The 25,142-nt window shown below is 71.6% G+C and carries 21 protein-coding genes; 12 read left to right on the top strand and 9 right to left on the bottom strand.

What is annotated here, in order from left to right:
* Positions 1 to 27: 27 nt before the first annotated feature.
* Positions 28 to 435 (bottom strand): RidA family protein, encoded by a 408-nt coding sequence (locus tag C2865_RS02245; RefSeq protein ID WP_106396578.1) that lies wholly within the window; start codon positions 433 to 435, stop codon positions 28 to 30.
* 184 nt (positions 436 to 619) lie between these two features.
* Here C2865_RS02245 and C2865_RS02240 point away from each other — a divergent pair, with 184 nt between their 5' ends.
* From C2865_RS02240 to C2865_RS02230, 3 genes are all read left to right on the top strand, one after another.
* Positions 620 to 1,513 (top strand): hypothetical protein, encoded by an 894-nt coding sequence (locus tag C2865_RS02240; protein ID WP_157963523.1) that lies wholly within the window; start codon positions 620 to 622, stop codon positions 1,511 to 1,513.
* A 44-nt stretch (positions 1,514 to 1,557) separates the two neighbouring features.
* Entirely contained in the window at positions 1,558 to 1,941 is a 384-nt protein-coding gene (locus C2865_RS39185) for a hypothetical protein (protein WP_157963522.1), read from the top strand.
* Positions 1,942 to 2,160: 219 nt separating this feature from the next.
* Positions 2,161 to 2,652, top strand: a complete 492-nt coding sequence (locus C2865_RS02230) for a carboxymuconolactone decarboxylase family protein (protein WP_106396576.1) — start codon at positions 2,161 to 2,163, stop codon at positions 2,650 to 2,652.
* A gap of 62 nt (positions 2,653 to 2,714) precedes the next feature.
* On the opposite strand, the gene C2865_RS02225 is transcribed toward C2865_RS02230, so the two are convergent.
* From C2865_RS02225 to C2865_RS02210, 4 genes are read right to left on the bottom strand one after another with little or no spacing between them, the layout of a single operon-like run.
* A complete protein-coding gene (locus tag C2865_RS02225) occupies positions 2,715 to 3,401 on the bottom strand; it encodes a 3-keto-alpha-glucoside-1,2-lyase-like domain-containing protein (protein ID WP_198652826.1) in 687 nt (228 codons plus the stop codon).
* Positions 3,402 to 3,427: 26 nt separating this feature from the next.
* A complete protein-coding gene (gene wecB / locus C2865_RS02220) occupies positions 3,428 to 4,561 on the bottom strand; it encodes a non-hydrolyzing UDP-N-acetylglucosamine 2-epimerase (RefSeq protein ID WP_198652825.1) in 1,134 nt (377 codons plus the stop codon).
* A gap of 27 nt (positions 4,562 to 4,588) precedes the next feature.
* Positions 4,589 to 5,812 carry a glycosyltransferase family 2 protein gene (locus tag C2865_RS02215; RefSeq protein WP_198652824.1) on the bottom strand — a complete coding sequence of 408 codons (1,224 nt, stop codon included), beginning with the start codon at positions 5,810 to 5,812 and terminating at the stop codon, positions 4,589 to 4,591.
* Positions 5,809 to 6,015 (bottom strand): hypothetical protein, encoded by a 207-nt coding sequence (locus C2865_RS02210; RefSeq protein ID WP_106396575.1) that lies wholly within the window; start codon positions 6,013 to 6,015, stop codon positions 5,809 to 5,811. Before C2865_RS02210 ends, C2865_RS02215 begins: the two co-directional genes overlap by 4 nt.
* A gap of 290 nt (positions 6,016 to 6,305) precedes the next feature.
* Here C2865_RS02210 and C2865_RS02205 point away from each other — a divergent pair, with 290 nt between their 5' ends.
* From C2865_RS02205 to C2865_RS02180, 6 genes are all read left to right on the top strand, one after another.
* On the top strand, positions 6,306 to 8,129 hold the full coding sequence (locus C2865_RS02205) for a DUF2334 domain-containing protein (RefSeq protein WP_106396574.1): 1,824 nt from the start codon (positions 6,306 to 6,308) through the stop codon (positions 8,127 to 8,129).
* Positions 8,130 to 8,781: 652 nt separating this feature from the next.
* Positions 8,782 to 9,120: an antibiotic biosynthesis monooxygenase family protein gene (locus C2865_RS02200; RefSeq protein ID WP_157963521.1), complete on the top strand. Its 339-nt coding sequence runs from the start codon at positions 8,782 to 8,784 to the stop codon at positions 9,118 to 9,120.
* Positions 9,110 to 11,212: an aminotransferase class III-fold pyridoxal phosphate-dependent enzyme gene (locus C2865_RS02195; RefSeq protein WP_106396572.1), complete on the top strand. Its 2,103-nt coding sequence runs from the start codon at positions 9,110 to 9,112 to the stop codon at positions 11,210 to 11,212. Before C2865_RS02200 ends, C2865_RS02195 begins: the two co-directional genes overlap by 11 nt.
* Positions 11,209 to 12,387: a cytochrome P450 gene (locus C2865_RS02190; protein ID WP_106396571.1), complete on the top strand. Its 1,179-nt coding sequence runs from the start codon at positions 11,209 to 11,211 to the stop codon at positions 12,385 to 12,387. The genes C2865_RS02195 and C2865_RS02190 overlap by 4 nt, the downstream gene beginning before the upstream one ends.
* Positions 12,378 to 13,004: an ATP-binding cassette domain-containing protein gene (locus C2865_RS02185; RefSeq protein WP_106396570.1), complete on the top strand. Its 627-nt coding sequence runs from the start codon at positions 12,378 to 12,380 to the stop codon at positions 13,002 to 13,004. The genes C2865_RS02190 and C2865_RS02185 overlap by 10 nt, the downstream gene beginning before the upstream one ends.
* Before the next feature lie 3 nt (positions 13,005 to 13,007).
* Positions 13,008 to 14,501: a hypothetical protein gene (locus tag C2865_RS02180; RefSeq protein WP_106396569.1), complete on the top strand. Its 1,494-nt coding sequence runs from the start codon at positions 13,008 to 13,010 to the stop codon at positions 14,499 to 14,501.
* A 42-nt stretch (positions 14,502 to 14,543) separates the two neighbouring features.
* On the opposite strand, the gene C2865_RS02175 is transcribed toward C2865_RS02180, so the two are convergent.
* Together C2865_RS02175 and C2865_RS02170 are read right to left on the bottom strand one after the other, a co-directional pair.
* Positions 14,544 to 15,707, bottom strand: a complete 1,164-nt coding sequence (locus tag C2865_RS02175) for a L,D-transpeptidase (protein ID WP_232835296.1) — start codon at positions 15,705 to 15,707, stop codon at positions 14,544 to 14,546.
* 533 nt (positions 15,708 to 16,240) lie between these two features.
* The gene (locus C2865_RS02170) at positions 16,241 to 16,612 is read right to left on the bottom strand and encodes a winged helix-turn-helix transcriptional regulator (RefSeq protein ID WP_106396568.1); all 372 of its coding nucleotides are present in this window, start codon (positions 16,610 to 16,612) and stop codon (positions 16,241 to 16,243) included.
* A gap of 123 nt (positions 16,613 to 16,735) precedes the next feature.
* On the opposite strand from C2865_RS02170, the gene C2865_RS02165 reads away from it, so the two are divergent.
* Complete coding sequence (locus C2865_RS02165; RefSeq protein ID WP_332873324.1) at positions 16,736 to 17,350, top strand: NAD(P)-dependent oxidoreductase; 615 nt, start codon at positions 16,736 to 16,738, stop codon at positions 17,348 to 17,350.
* 90 nt (positions 17,351 to 17,440) lie between these two features.
* Complete coding sequence (locus C2865_RS02160; RefSeq protein ID WP_106396566.1) at positions 17,441 to 18,229, top strand: Scr1 family TA system antitoxin-like transcriptional regulator; 789 nt, start codon at positions 17,441 to 17,443, stop codon at positions 18,227 to 18,229.
* Between the two features lie 128 nt (positions 18,230 to 18,357).
* Here C2865_RS02160 and C2865_RS02155 read toward each other — a convergent pair whose 3' ends face one another.
* A complete protein-coding gene (locus C2865_RS02155; protein WP_106396565.1) occupies positions 18,358 to 19,836 on the bottom strand; it encodes an aldehyde dehydrogenase family protein in 1,479 nt (492 codons plus the stop codon).
* Between the two features lie 162 nt (positions 19,837 to 19,998).
* On the opposite strand from C2865_RS02155, the gene C2865_RS02150 reads away from it, so the two are divergent.
* Positions 19,999 to 22,134: an MMPL family transporter gene (locus C2865_RS02150; RefSeq protein WP_106396564.1), complete on the top strand. Its 2,136-nt coding sequence runs from the start codon at positions 19,999 to 20,001 to the stop codon at positions 22,132 to 22,134.
* Here the strand turns inward: C2865_RS02150 and C2865_RS02145 are convergent.
* On the bottom strand, positions 22,117 to 25,002 hold the full coding sequence (locus tag C2865_RS02145; RefSeq protein ID WP_106396563.1) for an AfsR/SARP family transcriptional regulator: 2,886 nt from the start codon (positions 25,000 to 25,002) through the stop codon (positions 22,117 to 22,119). The genes C2865_RS02150 and C2865_RS02145 overlap by 18 nt on opposite strands.
* Positions 25,003 to 25,142: the final 140 nt, after the last annotated feature.

Below are 25,142 nucleotides of genomic sequence, written 5' to 3'. Positions count from 1 at the left end.
ACCGGCCGGGAGCGGACCGCGCCGCGTTCAGTCGATGACCGCGGTGGCCTCGATCTCGACCATGAGGTCGGGCTCGGCCAGCGCGGCGATGCCCAGCAGCGTGATCGGCTTGGTCGGGTCGACTCCCAGCTTCGCGGCCGCGCGGGCGACCCCCTCTCCCAGCAGGGGCATCTTGTCGGGGGTCCAGTCGACGACGTAGGCGGTCAGCTTCGCCACGTCGTCGAAGGAGCCGCCGGCCGCGGCCACGGCGGTGGCGATGTTGAGGTAGCACTGCTCGACCTGGGCGGCGAGGTCGCCTTCGCCGACCCTGTTCCCGTCGGCGTCGCGGGCGACCTGGCCGGCGACGAACACCAGCTTCGAGCCGGTGGCGACGGACAGCTGCCGGTAGACCTCGGGCTTGGGCAGCCCGTCGGGGTTCATCAGGGTGACGGCCATGGTTCCTCCTCGTCTCCGAGCCCGCGGGCGCGCGCTCCACTAAACCATAGCAATGCTATGCAATTTGGTGCCACCGGACGGGGCCACGGCCGCTGACCTCCTGATTCGCGCGGGGAGCGGACCATGAGAGCGCCCTCATCGCCGCCTCACGGCGGGCTCACCCCGCGCCGCCATCGTTTGGTCCATGGACGAAACGCGATGGGCGCCGGACGGCGGGGAACTCGGACGGTTGTGGGCGGCCGCCGCCGAGGCCGCGGGCGGCGCCGCCCGCGGGGCCCGCACCACGTATCTCGACGTGCAGCGCGCGGCCACCACCGTCGCCGCCGAGGTCGACGTGGAGTGGCCCGACGGACGCCGGACCGCCGAGACCTTCGGCGCCGGCACGTCGAGCCGGGCGCGTGGGGCACTGCGCATGTCGGACGGCGTGCACGAGATCGGCGTCTGGCGGTTCCCGTACGACCCCGCGCTGCCCGGCCTGCCCAGGGCGTTCGACGCGGAGCGCATGCGCTCGCTGCTCACGCGGCTCGGCCTGGACGCCGCCGAGCCGCGGTTGTCGGTGCGCGCGTACCGGCCGCTGCGCCGGGCGGTGATAGAGGTCCGTACGCCGCGCACGAGCGTGTTCGTGAAGGTGCTGCGTCCGGAACGGGTCGAGGCGGTGCACCGGCTGCACCGCGCCGCCACCGGCGGGCGCGCCCCGGAAAGCCTCGGCTGGACCGACGACGGCCTGCTCGTGCTGGCCGGTCTCGGCGGCAGGCCGCTGCGGCGGATCTTGCTGGAGGGCGACCCGGACGAACTCGATCCGGCGGAACTCGTGGCCGTGCTGCGGGAGCTGCCCGCGGCGTTCGCCGAGCACACGGTACGGCCCGACTGGGCGGACAAGGCACGGCACTACGCCGACGTCGTGTCCCGCGTGCTGCCCGACGCGGCTTCCACCGCGCACGCGGTCGCCGACGCGGTGGTGCTCTCGCTGGCCACCGGCGCGCACCGGGTGCAGGACCCCGACTGGCGTGCGGTGCTCGGGCGACGGCTCGCGCTCGCCGGACGCTGGTGCCGCGGCGAAGGACTCCTCGCGGCATGAACCCGAGAAACCCCGAAGAACCCCAAGGAAAGGAACCCCGAACGATGGCTCCCGAGAACAAGCGCTCCTGGTTCGTCGTCGCGACCGTCGCCGCCGGTGCGGGAGGCGTGATCGCTATGGCCGCCTCGGCCTCGGCCGACGACGTGTCGCTCAACGACAGCAAGGCCCCCGCCCAGATCCAGCTGGTCGACCACCAGCAGCAGGCGGACTCCCCGGCCTCGGCGACCTCCACCACGTCCGTGAACTCCACCGCCTCCGCGAACTCCACCGCCTCCGCGAACTCCACCACGTCCGCCGACTCGGCCGCCTCCACCGCGTCCGCGGACTCCCCGGCGGGGAACGACAGCGCCGCCTCGCCCGAGGGGCCGGACAGCGCCGACTCGCCCAGGAGCGCGGACAGCCCGAACAGCGCGGACAGCCCCGAGTAGCGCGGGGAAGACGCCCACGGCATCCGCCGCGGGCGCGTCGGCACGACGAGGCGGGACGGCGCGGTCAGGTGACCGGACGCCGCCCGCCTTCGTCGTGGCCGCACGAGGTGCCCAGCGGATTCCAAAAAAACCGCAGGGGTCGGGGCCGTCCGGTCACATCCGCTCCACGGGATCCGTCAGAGCAGTGACACCGACCGAGACAGTGAAAAGGAAGACACCATGACCGCGCAGAAGACCCTCCAGTCCCGCCTGCCCAACCCCGCCGTGCTCGTCCCCGAACTGGGGCAGGTCGCCGGAGCCCTGTTCAAGGCCACCGGGAACGGCTCCATCCCGCAGACCACCGTCAGCCTGGTGCAGCTGCGCGCCGGCCAGATCGCCGCGAACACCTACCTGACCGTCCTGCACACCGGCAACCTCCGCAAGGCCGGAGAGAGCGAGGAGCGCATCACCGCCGTGGCCTCCTGGCGGGACGCGCCCTACTTCACCGACGCCGAACGCGTCGCGCTGGCACTGGTGGAGGCCGTCCTCACCCCCGCCCCGCACGGCGAGCGCGTCCCCGACGAGCTGTACGCCCAGGCGTGCGAGCACTACGACGACAAGGCCCTCGCCACGCTCATCATGGCGATCGGCCAGGTCTGCTTCTTCCTGCCCCTGGCCCTCATCGGCAGGCCCCTTCCCGGCGTGTCCCCCGCCGAGCAGTGGCGGGACTGACCCGGACGGAGGCGGGAGCGGAGCACGTGCTCCGCTCCCGCCTCCGTGCGAGGCCGCGGCTCTCAGTCGCCGAACCGCATGTTCCGGAACTCCACGGCCGCGTCCTCGGTGTACATGCCGACCGAGCCGGACGGGTAGGGGCGTTCCCCGTCGGTGAAGGAGGTCAGTTCGTCGCCCTCGGCGTGGACCTTCATGGTGGCGCCCCGCTGCTCGATCCTCACCCGGTACCAGTCGCCCGGGGGGAAGGCGCGGTGGCCGGTCGCGAGGAAGCGCTGCCCTCCCGGGTAGGCGGGGTCGCGTTTGCCCAGCTCCCAGCCGTTCGGCTTCAGCGCCAGGTAGTAGAAGTGTTCGGGGTCGGTGTAGGCCCAGACGACCCAGGACACCTCCCACGGGTTGCCCTGCGGCTTGCGCAGCGCCTCGATCGTCCGGGTCTCCAGCTCGAAGTCGAGGTCGGCGTGGCTCGCGACGGAGACGACGAGGCCCGCGTGGGTCTCGTCGGGCCGGGTCGGCGGCATCGGCCGCATGCCGATGACGCCGTCGCGGATGCCGTTGCGGCCGTGGCCGTCGAAGACCGACCGCCAGGGCCCGTGCACGGTGCCGTCCGTCCAGCGGGTGAACGCCCCCGGCGGGCCGTCGTCGCGGGTGAACGGCTGCAGCCACACCACCACCGGGATCAGCAGCGCCCCCAGGAGGAAAGGCCAGCGCCGACGCGTCGCGCGCCGGTGACGGGTGCCTTCGGGGACGCTCAAGGGTCGCCTGACGGTCGGTGGTCGGATCAGGTCAGCGCTCCTGCGGGCAGGGCGCCGTGGTCGCGGGCCAGCGAGGCGATGATGCGTTCGGCGGCTCTTCCGTCGCCGAACGGGTTCACCGCGTTGGCCATGCCGGCGTACAGGTCGTGGTCGTCGAGCAGTCTGGTGGCCTCATCGTAGAGGACGGCGGCGTCGGTGCCGATGAGCTTGGCGGCGCCGGCTTCGACGGCCTCGGGGCGCTCGGTCGTGGCCCGCAGCACGAGGACGGGTTTGCCCAGGCTGGGCGCCTCCTCCTGCACCCCGCCCGAGTCGGTGAGCACCAGATCGCACGCGGCGAGCGTCGCGGCGAAGTCGGCGTACCCGAGCGGCTCGACGATCGTCACACGGTCGTGCCCGTCCAGGACCGGCAGCAGGGACTCGCGGACGGCGGGGCTCTTGTGCAGCGGCAGCAGCAGTTCGCAGTCGCCGCGGTCGGCGAGTCGGCGCAGCGAACGCGCCATCGCGGTCATCTCCGCGCCCTGGCTCTCGCGCCGGTGCAGCGTCACGAGGATCCTGCGCAGCCCGGTCCGGAACGCCGGAGCCCCCTGGCCGCGCGACAACATCCAGAGCAGGTTGTCGATGACGGTGTTGCCGGTGACCTCGATCCGTTCGTCCGGGACGCCCTCCCCGCGCAGGTGGCCGGCCGACCGCTCGGTGGGCGCGAAGTGCCAGCGCGAGATCCGGCCGATGAGCTGCCGGTTGATCTCCTCGGGGAACGGGTTGCCGAGGTCGCCGGTCCGCAGGCCCGCCTCGACGTGCGCGACCGGGATCCTGTGGTAGCCGGCGGCGAGCGCCCCGCACATCGCGGTGGTGGTGTCGCCCTGGACGACGACGAGGTCGGGCCGGGACTCGGCGATGGTGCGGCCGAGCCCGTCCACGAGCCTTCCGGTCAGCCCGGCGAGGTCCTGCCGCTCGCGCATCACGGCGAGGTCCGCGACGGCCTTCACCTCCAGCAGGTGCAGCATCTGCTCGAGCATCTCGCGGTGCTGGCCGGTGTTGACGACGACGGGTTCGAAGAGGGGGTCGCCGGCCATGGCGCGCGCGACGGGGGCGAGTTTGATGGCCTCCGGACGCGTGCCGAGGACGATCATGGCGCGGACCGGCTCGGGAAAGGTGGGCATGCGTGCTCCCGGGGTGGTGGCGGTGGGTCAGGTCCTGGCGGTCTTGAGCCAGCCCTGTCTGCCGGACATGTGGCGCCACAGCGCCCACCATCCGGAGAGGAACCAGACGTAGCCGTACAGGATGTAGGCGTGTCCGATGAGCAGGGAGCGCAGCCGCCCCAGCTCCTTCTCGCGCTGCCGGTAGACGTGTCCGTAGACGTTCGCGATCCCGAAGGTGATCACGTAGAACCAGGCGAGCCACAGCGGGCCGAGCGTGCCCCGCCACACCGAGTCGGCGAGCGCGATCGCGAAGCCGGCCGGCAGCAGCGACGTGAGCAGCAGCAGCACCGGGCTCGACAGGTGGTAGAGCAGGTCGGCGGCGGCTCTGCCCCCGACCCTGCGCAGGACCAGCGGGTAGAGCTTGCGGGCCGCCTGCATGTGGCCCTGGAACCAGCGGGAGCGCTGGCGCACCAGCCGGCCCGGGGTGAGGACCGCCTGCTGGAAGACGGCCGCCGAGCCGCAGAAGGCGTTGGTCCAGCCCGCGGCGATGAGCCGGACGCCGAGGTCGAGGTCTTCGGTGAGGCAGTCGCTCCAGACGTCCTCGCGGAGCGACTCCAGGGCGGACAGCCGCATGAACTGCCCGTTGCCGCCCATCCCCACGCTGCCCAGGTGGCGGCGGGCCTTCTGGAAGATCTCGCCGTAGACGACGAACTCCATGTCCTGGAGCCGGGCCAGCAGGCCCAGGTCGCGGTTGTACATGCGGACGCCGATCTGGACCGCGCCGACCCGCGGGTCGGCGAAGTACGGGTCGACCTCCGCGACGGCGTGCCGGTCGAGCCTGCCGTCCGCGTCCACGACGCAGACGATCACGTCGTCGGGGTCGCGGCCGTCGAGCAGGCCGCAGGCGCGCAGGTGCGCCAGGCCCGCGTTGAGGGCGGCCCCCTTGCCGTTGCGGGCCTCCGGGAGGGTCCGCCGGTACAGCAGAACGTTGCCGCCCGCCTCCCGGGCGATCTGCGCGGTCCGGTCGTCGGAGGCGTCGTCGACGACGAGGACGGGGGGCCGGCCGGGCAGCCGGGAAAGGCGGTCCAGGCTCGCCTCGAGCACTTTCTCCTCGTTCAGGCAGGCGACCAGGAAGACATAGAAACGGGAACGCCCTTGTTGTCCGTTCTGTTCTTTGTAACTGCGCCTGGACAGCACGAACATGCCGCCGTTGTAGCCGATCGCCAGGGTGATCATGGCCATGCTGAGCCCGATGCCGACGGCGATGATCACAATGCGCGCCGTTCCCTCGGTTCCATGGCGCGCAGCCGGAAACGGGCGATGAGGACGCCCAGAAAAAAGATCAGGTAAAGCCCGAAACCCGCCCCCGCGAGCGCCAGCAGGATTCTCGCCGCCTGGACGGCGGGCGAGGCTCCCGGCATGACGGCCACGCCGAGCAGGACAAAGAGCGTGCCGAAGGGCAGCTTCGCATACATTCCCGTCCCCGTTGATCAAGCGCCCGTCATTGCGGACCTCGTGCGCCCTCGACCGCCGGAGGGGCGGCGCCTCCGATTGCGCGGCCCCTTGACGATCACGTTACGGAGGAAGGATATCTTGATCATTCTGCTTTGCCTAGAAGGGTCATGGAAATTGGTAGAACGTTCAGATTTGTGTCTTCCGGCAAAGTGTGGACCGGACTTTAACCGCCACCCATACTGGCTGCCCGGTGGCCTCTCGGGGCAGGGCAAGGCCGCCAATAAGGGCAATCGGAGGGAAGTCCATAGTTATGCGCACAAAACATGTGCTGGTCATCGTCGCGATGCTCGGTGGGCTCCTCGCCGCACCGGGCGGCGGCGCCCACGCGGGGCCGGTCCCGGTTCCCGCGGGGTTCGCGATCCCGGCCGCCGGTGAGCGCAGCCCCGTGTTGAAGGCGCTGTCCGACCAGGTGAAGCAGCGTGAGCGCGCACGCCGGAAGAACCCTCGCGGCACCGTCAGACCGCTCCCCAGGACGGTTCGGCAGCGGATCGCGAACCGCGGGGCGGCGCCCGGGGCGCCGCGGACCCTCGGGCCGAAAGCGGCCACCGCGGAGCGTGCGGCCGACCCGGCGACGTCCGCCCTCGTGCTCTACGACGACGCCGGCCCCTACGGATTCCTCGGCGAGCTCTACGCCGTCGCCACCGCCAACCTCGCCGGGCACTTCGGCACCGTCACCGCCAAGCCGGTACAGAACTATGTCGCGGGCGAGACCGAGGACCACACCTCGACGATCTACATCGGCTCGACGTACTACGGCGGCGGCGTCCCGGACGCCATCCCCGACGCCTTCTACAGCGACGTCGCCACCACGGCCAAGCCCGTCGTCTGGATCGGGATGAACATCTGGAACCTCGCCAACAAGATCGGCGCCTCGGCGTTCAGCACCAAGTACGGCTGGGACGCCACGAACTCCTTCTTCGGCGGAGCGGGCACCGCGCGCGTCGACTACAAGGGCCAGCCGCTCACCCGGACCGTTCCGCCGGCGGGCGACAGCGGCGTGATCAGGCCCTACGTCACCAACGCCCCGCTGGTCACTCAGCTGGCCACCGGCCAGGACCCGGCCACCGCCCCCGCGACCCCCTACCCGTGGGCGGTCCGCTCGTCCAACCTGACGTACCTCGGTGAGATCCCCTACGCCTACGTCAACGAGACCGACCGCATCATCGCCTGGCACGACCTGCTGTTCGACGCGCTGGCCCCCGGCACCGCGACCCGGCACCGCGCGATCCTGCGGCTGGAGGACATCAGCCCCAACAGCGACCCCGGCGAACTCCAGGACATCGCCGAGTACCTCGCGCAGGAGGACATCCCGTACGCCTTCCAGCTCGTCCCCCGCTACGAGGACCCGAACGGCACCTACAACAACGGCGTGGCGGAGACCGTCCGGCTCCAGGACCGGCCCGCGCTGCTCACCGTGCTGAACTACATGCTCGACAACGGCGGACACATCATCCAGCACGGCTACACCCACCAGAACGGCAGCGCGCCCAACCCGTACAACGGCGTCACCGGCGACGACTTCGAGTTCTACCGGGCGCACGTCGACGCCAACGACAGCGTCATCCTGGACGGCCCGGTCGCCGGGGACTCCGTCACCTGGGCGACCAACCGGATCAACACCGGCAGGCAGCAGTTCGCCCCGCGCGGCCTGCCCACCCCGACGATCTGGACGACCCCGCACTACGCCGCGTCGATCGCCGACTACACCGCCATCAAGAACGTCTTCTCGGCGGCGCTGGAACGGCGCATCTACCCCTCCCGGACACTGGCCGGCGGCACCCTCGACTACACCAGGCTCATCGGCCAGTTCTTCCCGTACCCGGTGACGGACGTGACCGGCGGCAAGGTGCTGCCCGAGAACCTCGGCAACTACGAGCCCGAGGCGTACAACAACCACCCGGCGCGCTTCCCGGCCGACATCATCAGGGCGGCGCAGTACAACCTGGCCGTCCGCGACGGCTTCGCCTCGTTCTTCTACCACCCGTACTTCCCGGTGGCCCCCCTCCAGGAGACGGTGCAGGGCATCAAGAACCTCGGCTACACCTTCGTCGACCCGGCGACGGTCATCCCGTGACCACCGACCGGTGACGGCGGCGGTCCTCCTCGCGAGGACCGTCGCCACCACCCCGCACGGCGAACCGGCGCATGAGGACTTCCTACGCCAAGCCGTTCCTCCTGCATGGCCGTCCCGCGCCCGGGATTCCGGTGAACGCTCGGAGGATCTCTTCGCATTTCGGTCAGTGGCCTGTATCGGTCGTTTTCCAACCGCGCGTGCGCCGGTAACCGGGGCCGCCCAAGCCTGGTCGGCGAGCGTTCGGATCCCGGCGCTGAGGATCTTTTCGCAGTCGCACGATTCGCATTCGGGCGCGCGTCCGAACGGGACGATCATGTCGCCGGTGCGGTCCGGATCGATGATCGCGGGGAATCCCGCGGCTTGGGCTTTCATGGCTGAGTGTCGGCTTTTTCGGAGAACGGGTCGAATGCGTGTTTCCGGCTTCACATCGGAGTGATCATGCCGATGGCCAGCGGTTTCCTCCTGCGCACGGCGACCGCCCGTCACTTCCTCCCCATGGGTCGAGCCACTTGGCGGATTGTCCATGAAAGCAGGAGTACTCCCCTCCGCGACACCGTCCTCCGCTGATCGCAATGGCCGGATGCGGACCCGTGATCGAGGTGGAACCTGTTCTACTATCGAATCTGGAATTAGTGTTTCCCAGGGGGGTCTAATGTTCGTTTCCATCAATAACCTTGTCGTTCCGGAAGCCCAGGCGGCTGAAGTGGGTCGGCGATTCGACCAGGTCAAGGGCCATCTCATCGATGCTCCCGGCTTCAGCTGCCTGCGGTTGCTGCGACCGCACACGGAGGGGAAACGGTGGTTGGTCTACACCGAGTGGGAAAGTGCAACTGATTACGACAAATGGAAGTCATCCGCGCTGTTCCAGCGCATGCACCCGGATCTCCAGCACCCGGGGCACGCGGGCGGCGGCCACCCCGGGGCCCACGGCGGATTCGCGATCGAAGCGGAGGTCGTCACCTACGACGTGGCAGTACGCCTTGAGCGCTGACCCGGCGGCGGAGTTCGAGGCGCTGAGCCGCGACCAGAGCCTCGCGCGCGAACGGCTCGTGCGCATGGTGGAGGAGAAGCGGCCGAACATGGTGCTGGCCAGCACCTACGTGCCGCCGGACGGGGCGGTCGCCTGCTACCTGCTGCACCGGCTGCTGAGCCGCGGCGACACGACCGGGGTCCGCTGGCACTCGGTCTTCGTCAACTCGGGCGTCGAGGCGCTGGGGACCGTCGTCAAGTTCCTGCGGAACCGCGCCAACCGGCTCATGGGGCGGACCGCCCGGATCGGCGTGCTCGACCCGACGTCCACCTGCCGCCTGGCGTTCGTTCCCGGGGCGGCCGACGACGGGATCACGCTCCTGCCGGACGGGGGCGAGGCCGACGGCGTCGACGCGCTGATCGTCGTTCTGGACGGGCTCCCGCGGGCGGACGCCGAGCGGGCCGTCACGGCCGCGCGCCGGTCCGGAGCCGTGGTCGCCGTGGGAGTCCTCAGGGACGCCGGCGCGCTCAAGCGGCTCACCGAGGACACGCTGGGCGCGGACGCCGTCTTCCTGGGCGAGTCCTGCGTCCAGGGGCAGATCCCGTGCGGCACCGTCTCGTTCACCCGGGCGATGTTCTCGTTGTGGAACAACCCGGACGACTGCGTGGCGCATGTGTCGACGTTCGGCGGGAACGCGCTCGCCCTCGAACTGCTCACCGAGACCCTGCTCGGCCTGCGGCCGCCGTCCCGCGCCGAGGCCGGGGCGATCACGCGGATGCGGCGGCGCCCGCTGGTCCGGCGGACCCGGCTGCGCATGCACGGCAACACCTGGCAGACCCGCGCCATCGATCTCGCCGGGATCAACATGGGCTTCGACCGGGCGGACGGCGTCATCTACCGTTCGGGGAAGCGGCGCTACATCGACCTCGCCTCCGGGGCGGGACCGGCGTTCCGCGGGCACAACCGCCAGTCCCCGCAGGTCGTCTCCGAAGCGGGCAAGGGCGGCGGGACCGAGGCGCTGGAGGACATGCTCGCCGAGCTGACCGGCCTGCCGGTGATGCTGCCGGCGGTGTCGGGCGCCTCCGCGGTCGACCTCGCGGTGCTCGCGGCGCTGCGGGCGCGGCCGGGCCGCGGCACGGTCGTCACCCTCACCGGCAACTACTCCGGCAAAGGCCCGCTGTCGCTGGTGCTGAGCCGGACCAGCAAGCACTTCCGGGACCGTGACGCCGACGCGTTCCAGCCCTTCCCCGTCCGGGTGGTCGAAGTGGCGGCCGACGACGTCGAGGCCCTGCGCAGGGCGGTGCGGCGGGACGACGTCGCACTGGTGTGGATGGAGCCCGTGCAGGGACTGGACTGCGTGGAGATCCCGGCGCACGTCCTGGCGGAGGTCGGCCGCGGCCGGGACGAGAGGGGGTACCTCGTCGGGTTCGACGAGGTGCTGACCGGATTCTGGCGGGCACGGCCGGAGGGCTTCCTGGCCGGCGGCCCGCTGCGGCCGGACATCGTCGCGCTGTCGAAGGCGCTGAGCGACGCGCTGGTCCCCGTCGGCGCCACCATGATCACGCAGGACGTCTACGACGCCGTTCGGTCGGCGGCGCCGGAGACCGCCCGGTGGCTGCGCCGGCACCACCGCAACGACCTGGGGGCCGCGCTGGCCCTGGCCGCCCTCATGGACGAGCGGGAGCGGGACACCGCCGAGGTGGAAGCGGCACTGGCGGACGCGCTGGAGAAGGCGTCCCGCTCCCCGGTCTTCGGCGGGTACCGGCGCACGGGCCTGCTGGGGCGCCTGGTGCTGTCGCCCCGCCTGGTCGGCGAGAACCCCGACCCCCGGCTCGTCGACCACTTCGAAGCGGTGATCGCGCGGCTGCTCGCACGGAAGGCCGGCCTGATCACTTTGCAACTGCGCGTGCTGCCCTGCACGGCGGGCCCCGGTGACGCCGACCTCATCGACGGCCTCGGCCGGCTCGGCGACTTCCTCGAACGGCTGACCCGGCCGGCGGTCCTGCGGGCGATGGGGGAGACCACCCTGCGCTCCTTCGCCCGCGAGGCGGCGGTACTTCTCATCCGGTCCCGGGAACGGCTCGGCGACACCCTCACCTGGAGAGTGAAATGACCGCTTTGACGTCTTTCGATCCGCGCTCTCCGGAGCTCATGGACGACCCCTACCCCGAATACCGGTGGATCACGGGGAAGGGCCAGCCGGTGTACTCGCCGAAGGCCGACTGCTGGATGTACGGGCATTACGACCTGTGCGAGCGGGCGCTCGCCGACGCGCAGACCTACTCGGTCGCCCGCGGCGTGCAGTTCGAGGACGATGAGGACCTGCCCGAGGGCATTCCGCTGCTCACCCTCACCGACCCGCCCGAGCACACCCGGCTGCGCCGCTTCATGGCGTACGCGTTCAAGGCCGACACCGTCCAGCGGTTCGCCGAGGCCTTCCGCGAGAACATGGTCGCGTCGATCGGCGCCGTCTCCTCGGGGAGCCTCGACGTCATGGCGGACCTCATCATGCCGTGGTCGATCGAGAACAGCCTGACGCTGCTGGAGGTCCCGGACGCCGACCGCGGCGAATGGCGCTCCTGGATGGCGGAGTACTTCCGCCGGGAGCGCGGGAACCTCGGTTTCACCAAGGCGGGCGACGCCGCCCTCACCCAGGCGATGATCTACCTCATCAACGTGCACCTCGGCCATCTGCGCGAGGACGGCGACAGTTTCCTGCGACGCATTCTGCGACACGAGGTCGACGGTGAGCGGATGTCGGACGAGGAGGCGCTGGGCCTGCTGATGACCATGGCGGTCGTCGGAGCGGAGGACACCGCGCGGACCTTCGCCAACATCCTCTTGCATCTCGACCGGTCGATGCCTCCGGCGGCGGGACTCGGCGAGAAGGAGGCGTACGCCGTCATCGACGAGACGATCAGGTACGCGCCGTCGACCCATTACGTGCGCCGCACGACCACGCGGGACGTCGAGGAGAACGGCGTGGTCGTCCCCGCCGGATCCAAGCTGCTGGTGCTGTTCGGCGCGGCCAACCGCGACCCCGCGGTGTTCACCGACCCGGACGTCTTCGACCCCGGCCGCGGCAACTCCCAACGGGCGCTCGGGTTCAGCCGCGGCGCGCACAGCTGCCTGGGCATCCACGTCGCGAGGCTTCAGCTGCTGGCGGGCCTCCAGGTGGTGCTGGAGAAGTCCACGGAGCGCGACATCGATTACGAGCACGGCGAATGGGTGCATGCCATGAACATCTCCGGTTACCAGAGACTCCCCGGGAGCATCCGATGGAAGTGACGGCCGTCCTCGCCGCCCGGGAGGTCTGGAAGCGCTACCGGCGCTCGGGTTCGGACGTCCTCAAAGGCGTTTCGCTCACCGTCTCCCCGGGGGAACTGGTCTCCATCACGGGTGAGAACGGCGCGGGTAAGAGCACGCTGCTGAGCATCCTCGCGGGGGAGACCCGGCCCACGAAGGGCAGCGTCACCCGGCCGGACCGGCTCGGCTACTGCGCGCAGGAGCCGGCCCTGTATCCGCGCCTGACGGTCGACGAGCATTTCGCGCTGTACGCCGCGGCGGCGGGTCTGGACGGCGCCAAGGTCGGCACGGTCCGCGCGGGGGTGTTGAAGACGCTCGACTTCGAACGGTTCGCGGGGGTGCAGACGCGGGCGCTGTCCGGCGGCACCCGCGCCAAGCTCAACCTCGGCCTGAGCCTGATCGGAGACCCCGAGGTCCTCATCCTCGACGAGCCCTACGCGGCCTTCGACCTGGCCAGTTACGAGGCCTTCTGGGCCCTCGTGGACCAGCAGCGGGACCTGGGCCGGGCGGTGGTCGTCGTGGCGCATCTGGAACTCGACGCGCGCCGGTTCGACCAGCGGCTGACGCTGCGCGACGGCGTCCTGCACCCGGAAGGCTGAGCCGTGCTGACGCTTTTCCGCCTGGCCCTGCTGTCGATCGTCCGGCAGCCCGTGGCGCTGGCCGCGTTCCTGGTCGTCCCGGCGCTGCTCGTCTTCGTCAGCGCCGACGCCCTCGGCCGTTTCGGTGAGGTCCTGGGGGTCGGCGAGGGCCACCACCACCCCTCCCACATCGGCATCCTGTCCGGCATGTGGGCGGCGGGGATCACCGCCGCGCTGATCAGCGCGCTGACCGTCGCCGAGGCGGACCGCGCGGACACGGTCCTGGCCGTCCGGTATCCGATGGCGCGGTGGATCACCGCGCGCGGCGCCGCCCTGGTCGTGGTGTCGGGCCTCGCCGTGCTGGTGAGCATCGGGTTCACCGCGATCCGCTACGACGGGGTGGGCGCCGGAGTGTGGCTCGGCGCCGCGTACAACGCCCTGCTCTACGTCATGATCGGGCAACTCGTCGCGTACTTCACCCGGGACGCGGTGTTCTCCGTCGGCTCCGTGAGCGGCCTGTGGATCCTGGACGCGCTGACCGCCCCGTCCATGACGTCCGGGACCTGGTGGCAGCCGGTCGTGTCGCCGTTCTACAGCGCCGAACACGCGGCCATGGGCAACGACGTCGGCGCGGGCGAGATCACGGCGCTGGTGGTGTGGCCGGTCCTGGTCGGCGCGGCGTCCCTCGCGGTCCTGGTGGTCCGGCCGCGGCGCAGGGCGCCGGCGGCGGCCGCGGCCCCGCCGCCCGCGGCCGTGCCCGGCGGCGGCGGGGTGACGCGGGGCGGCGTCGCCCTGCTCCTCACCGACCTGCTGCGCCACCGCGGCCTGCTCGGCTTCGTCGTCGCGGGCCCGCTCGGCCTGATGCTCAGCAGCCTGTGGCTGTTCGGCGGCATCGAGGTCGCGGTGCCGGCCGTCGAGGACGGCCGCCGCACCCTCATCACCACGACCATGCCCCAGTTGCACGCCGCCTACATGGGCATGATCGCAGTGGTGGGCTTCAGCGGCACGGTCGGTTTCCTCATCGCCACGGACCTGCACGCCCCCGACGGCCGCCTCGGCCACAGGTTCCGCAGAACCGGCAGGATCACCGCGTTCCGCGTGGGCACCCTCCTCGGCGCGGCGACCGCGGTGACGGTATCGGCCCTGGTACTCGTCCCGATCGTCCGCACACCGGAGAACTGGACCTGGTTCATCACTGCCCACCTGCTGGCCGCCTGGACCTTCGCCCTGTTCGGCTACTGCGTCGGCCTGGCCCTCGACCGCGTCAGCGGCATCCTGGTGACGATGTTCTTCCCCTTCATCGACGTCGGCATTGCCCAGGACTACATGCTCGGCCCCGTCCTCCCCGACTGGGCGGTCTTCCTTCCCTCCCACCCCTTCGCCCAGCTCTCCATCAGCTCCGCCTTCGGCGAGTCGGTCTTCGACCCCGCCTACCTCGCCTGGTCCGCCGCGCTACTGGCCCTGGCCCTCCTCGCGGTGCTCACCGTGACCGCCCGCCGGACCTCCCTGCGCCTTTGACCGGGCCGGACCCCGCCCGCGTCCGGGCGGGGTCCGGGCGGCTCAGTCGAGGGCGCTGCCCTTCTTCCACTGCTTCCACGACAGCTGCCAGTAGCCCCAGCCGTTGTTCCACTCCAGCTCCCGGTCGGTGCCGGTGATCTCGTAGATGTCACCGCGCCGGCTGAAGTCGTAGAACCACTTGGCGTTGGCCTCGCTCAGGTTGACGCAGCCGTGGCTGACGTTGCTCCGCCCCTGCTGGGCGACGCTCCAGGGCGCGCTGTGGGTGTACTCGCCGCTGCTGGAGATCCGTACCGTCCAGTCCAGCGGGGTCTCGTACCAGTCGGGGTGGCCCTTGGGGATGCCGACAGTCGCCGAGTCCGCCAGGACGTGCGGGACCTTCTCCATGGTCACGTGGATGCCGTTGGTCGTGGTGTAGGCGCGGGTGGTGGCCATGCCCAGGCTGACGGGGAAGCGCTTGAGGACCCGGCCGTTCCTCTTGACGACCATCTGGTGGGTGTCCTCGTTCGTGAGGGTCCGCTGGTCGTCGCCGATCCTGAAGCGCAGCTTGAGGTCCTTGGTCCCGTACACGCCCTTGGCCGCACGCACGCCGCTGAACCGCGCGTCCACCACCACGTCGGTGCGGGCCGGCCAGTACTCCTTCGGCCGGTAGACCACCTGCTGGCGGCTGATCCACCGCCATGCGCCCTCGACCGGCCTGCTCGCCTTGACGGTCAGGTTCTTCTCCACGTCGGCCTGGTTGTAGACCGGCTGGTCGAAGTTCAGGATGATCGGCATCCCGACCCCGACGGTCTCCTTGGGCGCGGGCGCGACCGCGCTGACCGCGATCGTCCGGCTCGGGGTGAGCGTGGTGAACTCGCTGGTGACCGAGACGTCCTTGCCGTCCTGGCCGAGGGCGGTGGCGGTGACCTGGTACGTCGTGGACGGGTCCAGCCCCCGCCGGGCGGTCCACTGGCCGTTCAGCGCGTCCAGGTCGCCCTCCACCGCGGAACCGCCCGTCGACACGGACACGTTCTGCAGGCTCCCGTTCGCCACCTCCACCTTGACCGGCAGTTCCGGCCGGACCTTCCCGGCGCCGTCCGCCGGCGTGATCACGACCTCGGCCGGAGGCTTCGCCGCGGCCTTCGGGTCCGACCCGCCGCCGTCCTCCGAGCACCCGGCCAGCAACAGCACGAGCATGACCGGGCCCGCCGCCCACCTGACGCGCACAACCCACCCCTTCGTCAGAAAACCCCGTTTATGATCAAACACTACAAAGAATAATAGGCGACGATTTTAGTGCTTTTGTGGCACACCGAATCGTCGGCGGGCGGCGACGAAGAGTGTTCGGTCGGAAACCGTCCGCGTCATGCCGGAGCTCACGTCCACGTGAATACCGCGCCGGATCAGGGGGTTCTGCGCGGTCGCGGATCCGGCCCGCAGGCGGGCGGAGGAGGACGCGTCGGCGCTCCGGCGCTCCGGGGATGCCATTTCCGCATACCGGATCCGCCATTGGTGAGAGGTCTATTGCTCACATTAATTATCAAGGTAAGAAGTGCGCATACCGGGCTGCCGCGGCTCTGCATCCTCAACGTCGCCTCGAAGGAGGAGGCCGTGCCCCGACCGCCACCGTCCGGGCACGGCTCACCCGGGCCGAGAAGATCCTGGCGGCGGCGAGGCAACGAAAGCGAGCAGGCGCTGCTGAGACGGAAACTCGCCGCTCTCGACGGACCGGACCGCAGCTGACGACGGACACCCGCCGCTCAGGGGGCCGTGTACTGCTCCCGGGCGTCGATCAGTTCGTCCCAGTGCTCCGCCGCCCACGCGCACGCGGCGTCCATCGGCTCCAGCATGCTGCGGCCCAGCGGCGTCAGGGCGTACTCCACTCCCGGTCTCGGGTCGGCGTGCACCGCGCGTGAGACGAGCCCGTCCCGCTCCAGCCTGCGCAGCGACTGCGTGAGCACTTTCGGGGTGACGCGGTGCAGCGGCACGCGGAGTTCGGAGAACCGGCGCGGACCTCCTTCCAGGCAGCGGAGGATCAGAGCCGCCCACTTGTCACCGAAGCGGAATGGCACCAACGAGGACGGACACAATTCATCGAACATGTCAGGGGGCAGTGGCTGCCGATGCTTCATGGTGTCTCCTGCCTGTCGGCCGGGGCCGGTAGGGGGATCTCGGTATCCAGAAGGTAACCGCCCTCACAGATACCTTTCGAGAGCACCAAGCCAACGGGAGGTATTCCAACGATGGGCAGTTTCGTGATTTTCGGAGCCGGCGGCCGGGCCGGCCGGAGGGCCGTCGCCGAAGCGCGCAGGCGCGGACACCAGGTCACCGCGGTGGTCCGCGACCCGTCCCGCTACGACGGTCCGGCGGACGACGGCGTACGGATCGCCGCCGGGGACGCCACCGACGCGGCGGACGTCGCGGCCCTCGCGGCCGGGCACGACGCCGCGATCAACGCGGCGGCGGCACTGGCCCCGGACACCTTCTTCACCAGCACCGCGCACGCCCTCATCAAGGGCCTGCGGCAGGCCGGAGTGGACAGGCTCGTCACGGTCGGACTCGCATCGCTCCTCCCCGACTCCGACGGGGTCCGCCTGCTGGACGCACCCGGCTTCCCCGCCGAGTTCCGGCCCTTCTGCCTGGGCCATGCCGCCGGCCTCGAGGTGCTCCGTACCCAAGCCGGTCCGCTGGACTGGTTGTACGTCAGCCCGTCCGGTGACTTCGACCACGAGGGAGAACGCACCGGCCGCTACGAGATCCGCGAGCACGGAGACCCCGCGGACCGCATCTCCTACGCGGACTTCGCCCTCGTCCTGCTCGACGAGGCCGAGACCCCGCGGCACCGCCACGACCACCTGGCCGTGACCTGAGAGGGCCGCGCCGCCCTCGGCCGCGATGAGGCGAACCGGATCGGACCTCGTACGACGGGGGTTCACACCCGGATGGTAGAACGCTCGGTTATGGGTGCTGAGCAGCTTCGGGTGGTGGGGGAACGGCTTCGTCGGCTTCGGGTCGAGGCGGGGTTGTCGGGGGCGGAGGTGGCCCGGCGGGCCGGGGTGCCGCAGCCGACGGTGTCCCGGGTGGAGGCCGGGCACCGGGTGGCGAACGCCGGGATCGTCATGCGGCTCGTCGAAGCGCTGAGACTGGCGGAGGCGGAGTCGCGGCGGCTGGCCGAGCTCGTCCGGCAGGCTTACGAGGAGACGGCCCCCCAGCGGGCGGACGCGGGAGTGTCGTTCCGGGTCAGGGCCGCTGCCGAGCTGGGGGCCACCGCTCGGGAGGTGCGGGGATTCGGGGCCTCGGCGGTTCCTGCGCAACTGCGGACGGCGGAGTACGCGCAGGCCGCTCGGCTGGGCGGGCTCAGGCCGACGGCCGGAGGCGGGGAGCGCCGTGTCGAGTTCGTGCTCTCCGAGGCCGCGCTGCGGACCTGGCCGGGGTCGGGCGCCTGCATGGCGGGACAGCTCGACCACCTGCTGCGGGTCGAGGCCGACCCTTCCACGTCGTTGGGAGTCCTTCCGCTGAACACGGGTCTGGCGGCGGCGCCCCTGCACGGATTCACGGTGTTCGACGAGACGGCCGTGTCGGTGGAGACGTTCACCCGGGAGCTGACCTTGTCGGGAGCCGATGAGGTGCGGGCCTACCTGGACGTCTACGGAAAGGTGCGGCAGGCCGCCGTGTTCGGTGAGGAGGCCCGGGAGCTGATCGAGCGGGCCCGGCGGGACGCGGGGGAAGCACTCCGGATCACCCGGTGACCGTGTCGGAGGCGTCTCCGTAGCGGCATGCGCCGCTCCTCCAGGCCGCCGGCGGCCCGATGACCCTGCGAGCGAGCCCGCGCGGCGCCGTCGTCGTCTTCGATGCGACGACGGCGCCGCGCGGCAGGTCAGGAGTGGAGGAAGCGGACGAGGGCGAGGGCGCGGGCGAAGTCCTTGGGGCTGCGCTCGAAGGACAGGAGGTTGATGGGGGATTTGAAGCGTTCGCGGGTGATGGACTTGGCGCGGGAGAACTCGCGGAGGCCGTCGGGGCCGTGGATGCGGCCGAAACCGGACTCGCCGACGCCGCCGAACGGCAGGGCGCCGATGGAGGCGAACGCGGCGAAGGAGTTGACGCTGACCGCGCCGACGTTGAGGCGGCGGGCCAGGTCGAGGCTGCGGCGGCTGCGGGTGAACACGGTGGCGGCCAGGCCGTAGGGGGTGTCGTTGGCCTTGGCGACGCCCTCGTCGAGGTCCTTGACCTTCTCGATGGTCAGGGTCGGGCCGAACGTCTCCTCCCGGACGGCCAGGGAGTCGGGCGCCGGATCGGCGAGCACCACGGGCCCGGCGTAGGGGGCCTTCACCGAGTCGAGGCCGCCCACCAGCGCGCGGGCGCCCTTGGCGAGGGCGTCGGCGATGTGCCGTTCGATGATCTCCAGCTGGCCGGGCATGGTGATGGGGCCGAAGGACGCGTCCGGGCCTGAGCCGGGCCTGAGCCGGGCCGCCTTGGCGACGACCTTCTCGACGAAGGGCGCGTAGACCCTCTCGTGGACGTAGACGCGCTCGACGCCGACGCAGGTCTGGCCGGCGTTGGCCATCGCGCCGTAGACGGCCTGCTGCGCGGCGGTCTCGAGGTCGGCGTCGGCGTCGACGAGGAACGCGTCCTTGCCGCCGCCCTCGATGACGACCGGGGTCAGCGTCTCGGCGCAGGCGGCCATCACGCGCTTGGCGGTGGGCGGCGACCCGGTGAAGGCGATCTTGTCGACGCCGGAGCGGCACAGGGCGGCCCCGGTCCCGCCCAGGCCGGTGACGACCTGGAGGACCGGGTGCTCGGGCACCGCCTCGGCGAAGATCCGGGCGAGCTCCTCGCCGGTGCCGGGGGTGTACTCCGAGGGTTTGAAGACGATGGCGTTGCCGGCCGCTAGCGCGTAGGTGATGGAGCCCATCGGCGTGTAGACGGGGTAGTTCCACGGGCCGATCACGCCGACGACGCCGAGCGGCTGGTACTCGATGACGCACTTCTGGTTGATCGACATCAGGCCGGGGCGGACGGTGCGCGGCCCGAGGACCTTCACCGCGTTCCTGGCCGCCCAGTCCAGGTGGCCGACGGCCATGACGACCTCGGTCTGCGCGTCGGCCAGGGTCTTGCCGGTCTCCCGGTGGACGACCTCGGCGAGCCGGTCCATGCCGCGGACCAGCGCGCTCTTGAAGGCGAGGAGCCTGCGCCGCCGCTCCCTGGGTTCGAGGCCGCCCCACCACCGGGCCGCGGCCCGCGCCCGGTCGACGGCCTGCCGGACCGCCGCCTCGTCGTGGATCGGGTGCTCGGCGACGACCTCGCCGGTGGCGGGGTCGAGCGACTCGAACCTCGAGTCCGCCGTCGCGGTTGACATGGTGACCTCCCGGGTGGGCCTGGTACTGCCGGTCCGCGGTAGTCAAGCAACGGAGCGCTCGCCTGGCCATACCCGAAGCCGCCGCCTGCACCGGGCCGGGGCTCCGCCGGAACCGGACGGGAACCGGACCTGAACCGTGCGCCGGAAAGGTGGACGCCGCCCATGCGCAGATCTGTGAAGGGACCCCCTGTGTTCGGTTTCCTGGACCGCCTCGCCCGGAGCCGGCCGCGCCGCGCCCTGGCGTTCGGCGCCCTGCTGCTCGTCCTCGGCGTGGTGTCGGGCGGCGTGGTCTACCCCCGGCTGACCGCCTCCCTCGCCGACTACGACGATCCCGGCTCTCCCGTGGTGGCCGCGCAGGAGAGCATGCAGCGGGCGACGGGCGCCAACCCCCAGCAGGGGTACGTGGTCGTCGTCCGGTCGGACGTGCCGCTGGAGGTGTCGGCGGCGCCTCCCCCGGCCGTCGTGAAGGCGCGTGAGCTGCTGGAGGGGCGCCCGGAGGTCACCGGCGTCCTCGACTACACGACCGCGCGCGACCCGTCGCTCATCTCCCGGGACGGCCGCTCGACCTATCTGGTCGCGGGCGTGGGAGAGGTGACGGAGAAGGAGGCCGTCGCCGATCTGCGCGACGCCGTCGAGGCCGATCCCGTGCTGCGCGACGCGGTGCTGCTGGGCGGGCACACCGTGGCGAACGTGGAGACCGCCGAGATCTCCACCGAGGACCTGGCCAAGGCCGAGGCGCTGGCGATCCCGCTGCTGCTGCTCGGGCTGCTCGTGGTGTTCCGGGGGTTCGTGGCGGCGGGCGTTCCGCTGCTGGGCGCGGTCTTCACCATCGTGGTCACGTTCGCGGGCCTGGCCGCGGCGATGGCGTTCACGTCGGTGTCGGTGTTCGCGATGAACCTCGTGACGTCCCTGGGCATGGGCCTCGCGATCGACTTCAGCCTGCTGATGGTGACGCGGTTCCGGCTGGAGTTGGCGGGAGGCGCGAACCCTTCGGATGCGGTCGGGCGGAGCCTGGCGACGGCGGGGCGGACCGTGCTGTTCAGCGCCTCCCTCGTCGCGTCGGCGATGGCCTCGCTGCTGGTCTTCCCGCAGAAGTTCATCTTCTCCGTGGGCCTGGCCGGCGTGCTGGTCACGGTGACGGCCGCGCTGTTCGCGCTGGTGGTGCTGCCCGCCCTGCTGAGGCTGCTCGGGCACCGGATCGACGCGCTCGCGCCGAAGGCCTGGCGGCGGGGCCGGGAGGCGTCCGGCGACCGCTGGCACAGGATCGCGCACACGGTGATGAAACGGCCGCTGGTCTTCGCCGTGGTCGTCACCGCCGTGCTGCTCGCGGCCGGGGCGCCCTTCACGAAGGTGACCTTCGGCGGTTTCGACGCCGCCGCCCTGCCCGAGGACGCCGGCTCCGCCCAGGTCTTCACCGCGCTGCGCCAGGACTTCGCCGACGCCTCGTCCTCCCCCGCCACGCTGCTCGTCACGACCTCGGACGGCGCCTCGATGAGCCGGTACGCCGCGTCGCTGCGCGAGGTCGCCGGGGTCGGGTCCGTGGCCGAGCCGACACGCCTGGCCGACGGCATGTGGAAGGTCGACGTCCGGCTCGCCTTCCCGCCGCTGACCCCCGAGGCGCGCGACGCCGTCCGCGGCCTCGCAGAGGCGCCCGCGCCGGGCCCGGTGGGCGTGGTCGGGGAGACCGCACGGTTCGAGGCGCTGCTGGACAGCCTGGCCGAGCGGCTGCCGTGGGCGCTCGGCATCCTGTTCGCGCTCGGCTACGCGCTGCTCTTCGCGATGACGCGCTCGGTCGTCCTGCCCGTGAAGACCTTCCTGATCAACATGCTGAGCGTCTGCGCGACGTTCGGGATCCTCATGCCGGTCTTCCAGTGGGGCTGGTTCGGTTTCGAGCGCGTCGGCTCCCTGGAGGTCACGACGCTGATCCTGGCCGGAGTGCTGGTCTTCGCGCTGGCCACCGACTACGGCGTGTTCCTGCTGCACCGCATCAAGGAGGAGCGGGACGGGGGCCTGGCCGACGACGAGGCCGTCGCGGAGGGCCTGCGGCGCACCGGGCCGGTGGTCTCGGCGGCCGCGGTGCTGATGTTCATCCCGTTCATCGTGCTGTGCCTGGCGCGGATCCCCGCGGTGCGGGAGCTCGGCCTGGCCGCGGGCCTGGCGATCCTCATCGACGCGACGGTCGTCCGCGGCGTCCTGGTCCCCGCGCTGATGGCGCTGCTCGGCCGGTGGAACTGGTGGGCGCCCGGCCGCCGCCGGGCGCCGCGTGCGGAGCCCGAGCGCTCAAAGCTGCCGGTGTGACGGCTCGGTGGCCAGGAACTCCGGCAGCAGCCTGGTGATCTCCTCCGGCCGGTCCGCGACCAGCAGCGCGTCCTCCGCGCCGAGCAGGCGCAGCTCCTGGAGGATGTCCAGGGCCCGGTGCCGCTCCGCGAGCGCCTCGCCGGCCCGGCCCTGGGCGTCCCGCACCTGGCTCATCCCCCAGAAGCAGCGCGCCTGCTGGTAGCGGTCCTGGCTCTGGGTGAGCAGTTCCAGGGCCTCCTCGAAGCAGCGCAGTGCCTCGTCGTACCGGCCGCAACGGGCGTGGACGGCGGCCCGGATGCCGCGGGCGATGCCGAGCATGCGCGGTTCGTCGAGGCCCTCGACCAGGGCCGTGCCGGTGGAGTTCGCGGTGAGCGCCTGGTCGTACATGCCGTGCTGCTGGAGCTGGTTGCTGAGGAACAGCAGGGCCAGCGCGTGGCCGAGCCGGTCGCCGAGCCGCTCGTACAGGGTCAGGCTCTGCCGGCAGTACCCCATGGACCTGTCCACGTCCCCGGCGGTGAGGTAGGTGTAGGCCAGGTAGGTCAGGGTGAGCGCCTCGCCGCTGCGGTCCTCGATCCGCCGCCAGGTCTCCAGCGCCTGCTCCAGCCGGACGACGGCCTGCCTGGCCCGGCCGAGCCCGTTGGCGGCGTGCCCGGAGCAGGTCAGGGCGAGGGCCAGGCTGCGTTCGTCCTCCGTCCGCAGCGCGATCCGGCGGGCGTGTTCGGCGAGCGTCTCCAGGTCGGTGAACCAGCCGTGCATCTCGCAGGTGTACATCAGCGCGGCGGCGAGGCCGACGGTCACCAGGCAGGCCGGGGGCGGCAGTTCGGCGGCGTGCTGCGCGGCGGCGAGCAGGTTGTCGCGCTCGCCGCGGATCCAGGTGACCGCCTCGGCGCGGTCGGCGAAGGAACGGCCCGGACGGGCGGGCTCCGGGTGGGAGGGGGAGCCGGGGCCGAACTCCAGCCGGCTCGCCAGGCCCGGGCTGAGGGTGAGGACGGCGTTGCGGACGGTGTCGAGCTGGTAGTGCAGGGTCCGTTCGACAACCTCGGCGCGTTCGGGTCCGGTCAACTGGTCCTGCGCCTGCTCCTGGGCGAAGAGGCGGACCAGGTCGTGCAGGGTGTAGCGGTCGGGGCTCGGGCAGTGCAGCAGCTGGGCCTCCACGAGCCTGCCCAGCGCGCGCTCGGCCCGGTGGGTCGGCCAGCCGGGCAGGACGGCGGCGGTGGAGGCGGTGACGTGGGTTCCGAACCACAGGCCCAGGTGTGCGAACAGGGCGGCGGCGTCACCGCCGCGCGGGTGCCTGCGCAGGTAGTCGTAGCCCGTCGCGATGCTCGTGCGCACCGCGAGGTCGGCGTCCTCGAGCTCGTCCAGCCGGTGCCGCTCGTCGGTGAGCCGGGCGGCGAACGACGCCAGCGGCTGCACCGGGTTGGCCAGCAGCCGCGCGCCGACGATCCGGATCGCCAGCGGCAGCCTGTCGCACAGCTCGACGATGTGGCGGGCGGCGGCGCCGTCCGCGCCGACGCGGTCCGCGCCGAGCATGTGCCCGAGCAGCTCCACCGCGGCCGTTTCGCCGAGCGGCCCGAGCCGCAGCGCGGTGGTGACCTCGGGGCCGGCGAGCGGGCGGCGGCTCGTGACGATCACGGCGCAACCGGCCCCGTTGGGCAGCAGGGGGATGACCTGGGCGAGGTCCGCGGCGTCCTCGAGGACGAACAGGAGCCGCCGCTCGTGGGTGAGTGAGCGGAACATCCCGGCCGCCTCTCCCTCGCTCTGCGGCGGGTTGGCCGCGCCGAGCGTCTGCAGCAGCCGCTGCAGGACCTCCAGCGGCTGCCGGACGGCGACGCCGGGTGTGGTGGCGTGCAGGTTGATGTAGAGCCGCCCGTCGGGGAAGTGGTCCGATGCCCGGTGGGCGGCGTGGACGGCCAGTGCCGACTTGCCCGTCCCGCCGGGCCCGTTGAGCGCGACGACGGGGCAGCCGCCCGAGGTCAGGGACGTGTGGATCGCCTCCAGTTCGGCGTCCCGGCCGGTGAGGGCGATGTCGCGGGGCAGCTCGTTCGGTGCGTTGGCCGCCGGTTTCGCGGGCGGGGCCGGGCGGGCCGTCTCGCGGGGCGGCGCGGGCACGTCCGCGGCCAGGGCGGGGTCCTGGGCGAGGATCCGCTGCTCCAGCTCCTGCATCTCCGGGCCCGGGTCGAGACCGAACTCCTCGATGAGCACCCGGCGCGCGTCCTGGTAGGTCTGCAGCGCGTCGGCCTGCCTGCCGCACCGGTACAGGGCCAGCATCAGCTGCTTCCAGAACCGCTCACGGACGGGGTGGCGGCGGCTCAGCACGGCGAGCTCGGCGACCACCAGGTGGTGGTGGCCCTGGGCCAGGTCGCCGTCGATGCGCGACTCGACGGCCTCCAGCCGGTGCTCCTCCAGGCGCATCGCCTCGTCGTGGACGAGGTCGATGGCGGTGTGGTCCTGGTAGGCGGGGCCGCGCCAGAGGCCGTCGGCAGCCCGCAGCAGCTCCACCTGGTCGTCGACGCGGCCGTGCCGGGCGGCGCCGTCGGCCTCGGCGACGAGGGCGGCGAAACGGGTGGCGTCGAGCTCGTCGGGTTCGACGAGCAGCGTGTAGCCGCTGATGCCGCGCTGGACGCGGTCGGAGTCGCCGAGCAGCCGCCTCAGCTCGTGGATCCTGCCCTGCAGCACCTTCGCGGCGGTGCGCGGCGGTGCGCCCTGCCACAGCCCGTCGATGAGCGCGTCGGTGGACAGCTGGCCGCCGGGCCGGAGGGTGAGCATCGCCAGCAGGTCCGCCACCCGCGGCGGCGCGGGGCGGACCGATCCGTCCACGTTGACCCTCAGAGATCCCAGCACGTCGATCCGCAGGGCCGGTCGCGCCATTTCGCCTCTTTTCAGGATTCCATGTTCGGTTCTGCAGACGTGCCGGCTCCAGACCGTGGCAGCACCGGTCCTGAACCTCTCCAGAACCCCTCGAAAACCAGCCTAACCGAGACTTTCAGCACACCCGCTGGGCGGTGTGA

It is taken from the genome of Actinocorallia populi (assembly GCF_002995495.1).
GTDB classification, from domain to species: domain Bacteria; phylum Actinomycetota; class Actinomycetes; order Streptosporangiales; family Streptosporangiaceae; genus Actinocorallia; species Actinocorallia populi.
This window is presented reverse-complemented; position numbering and strand designations above follow the sequence as displayed.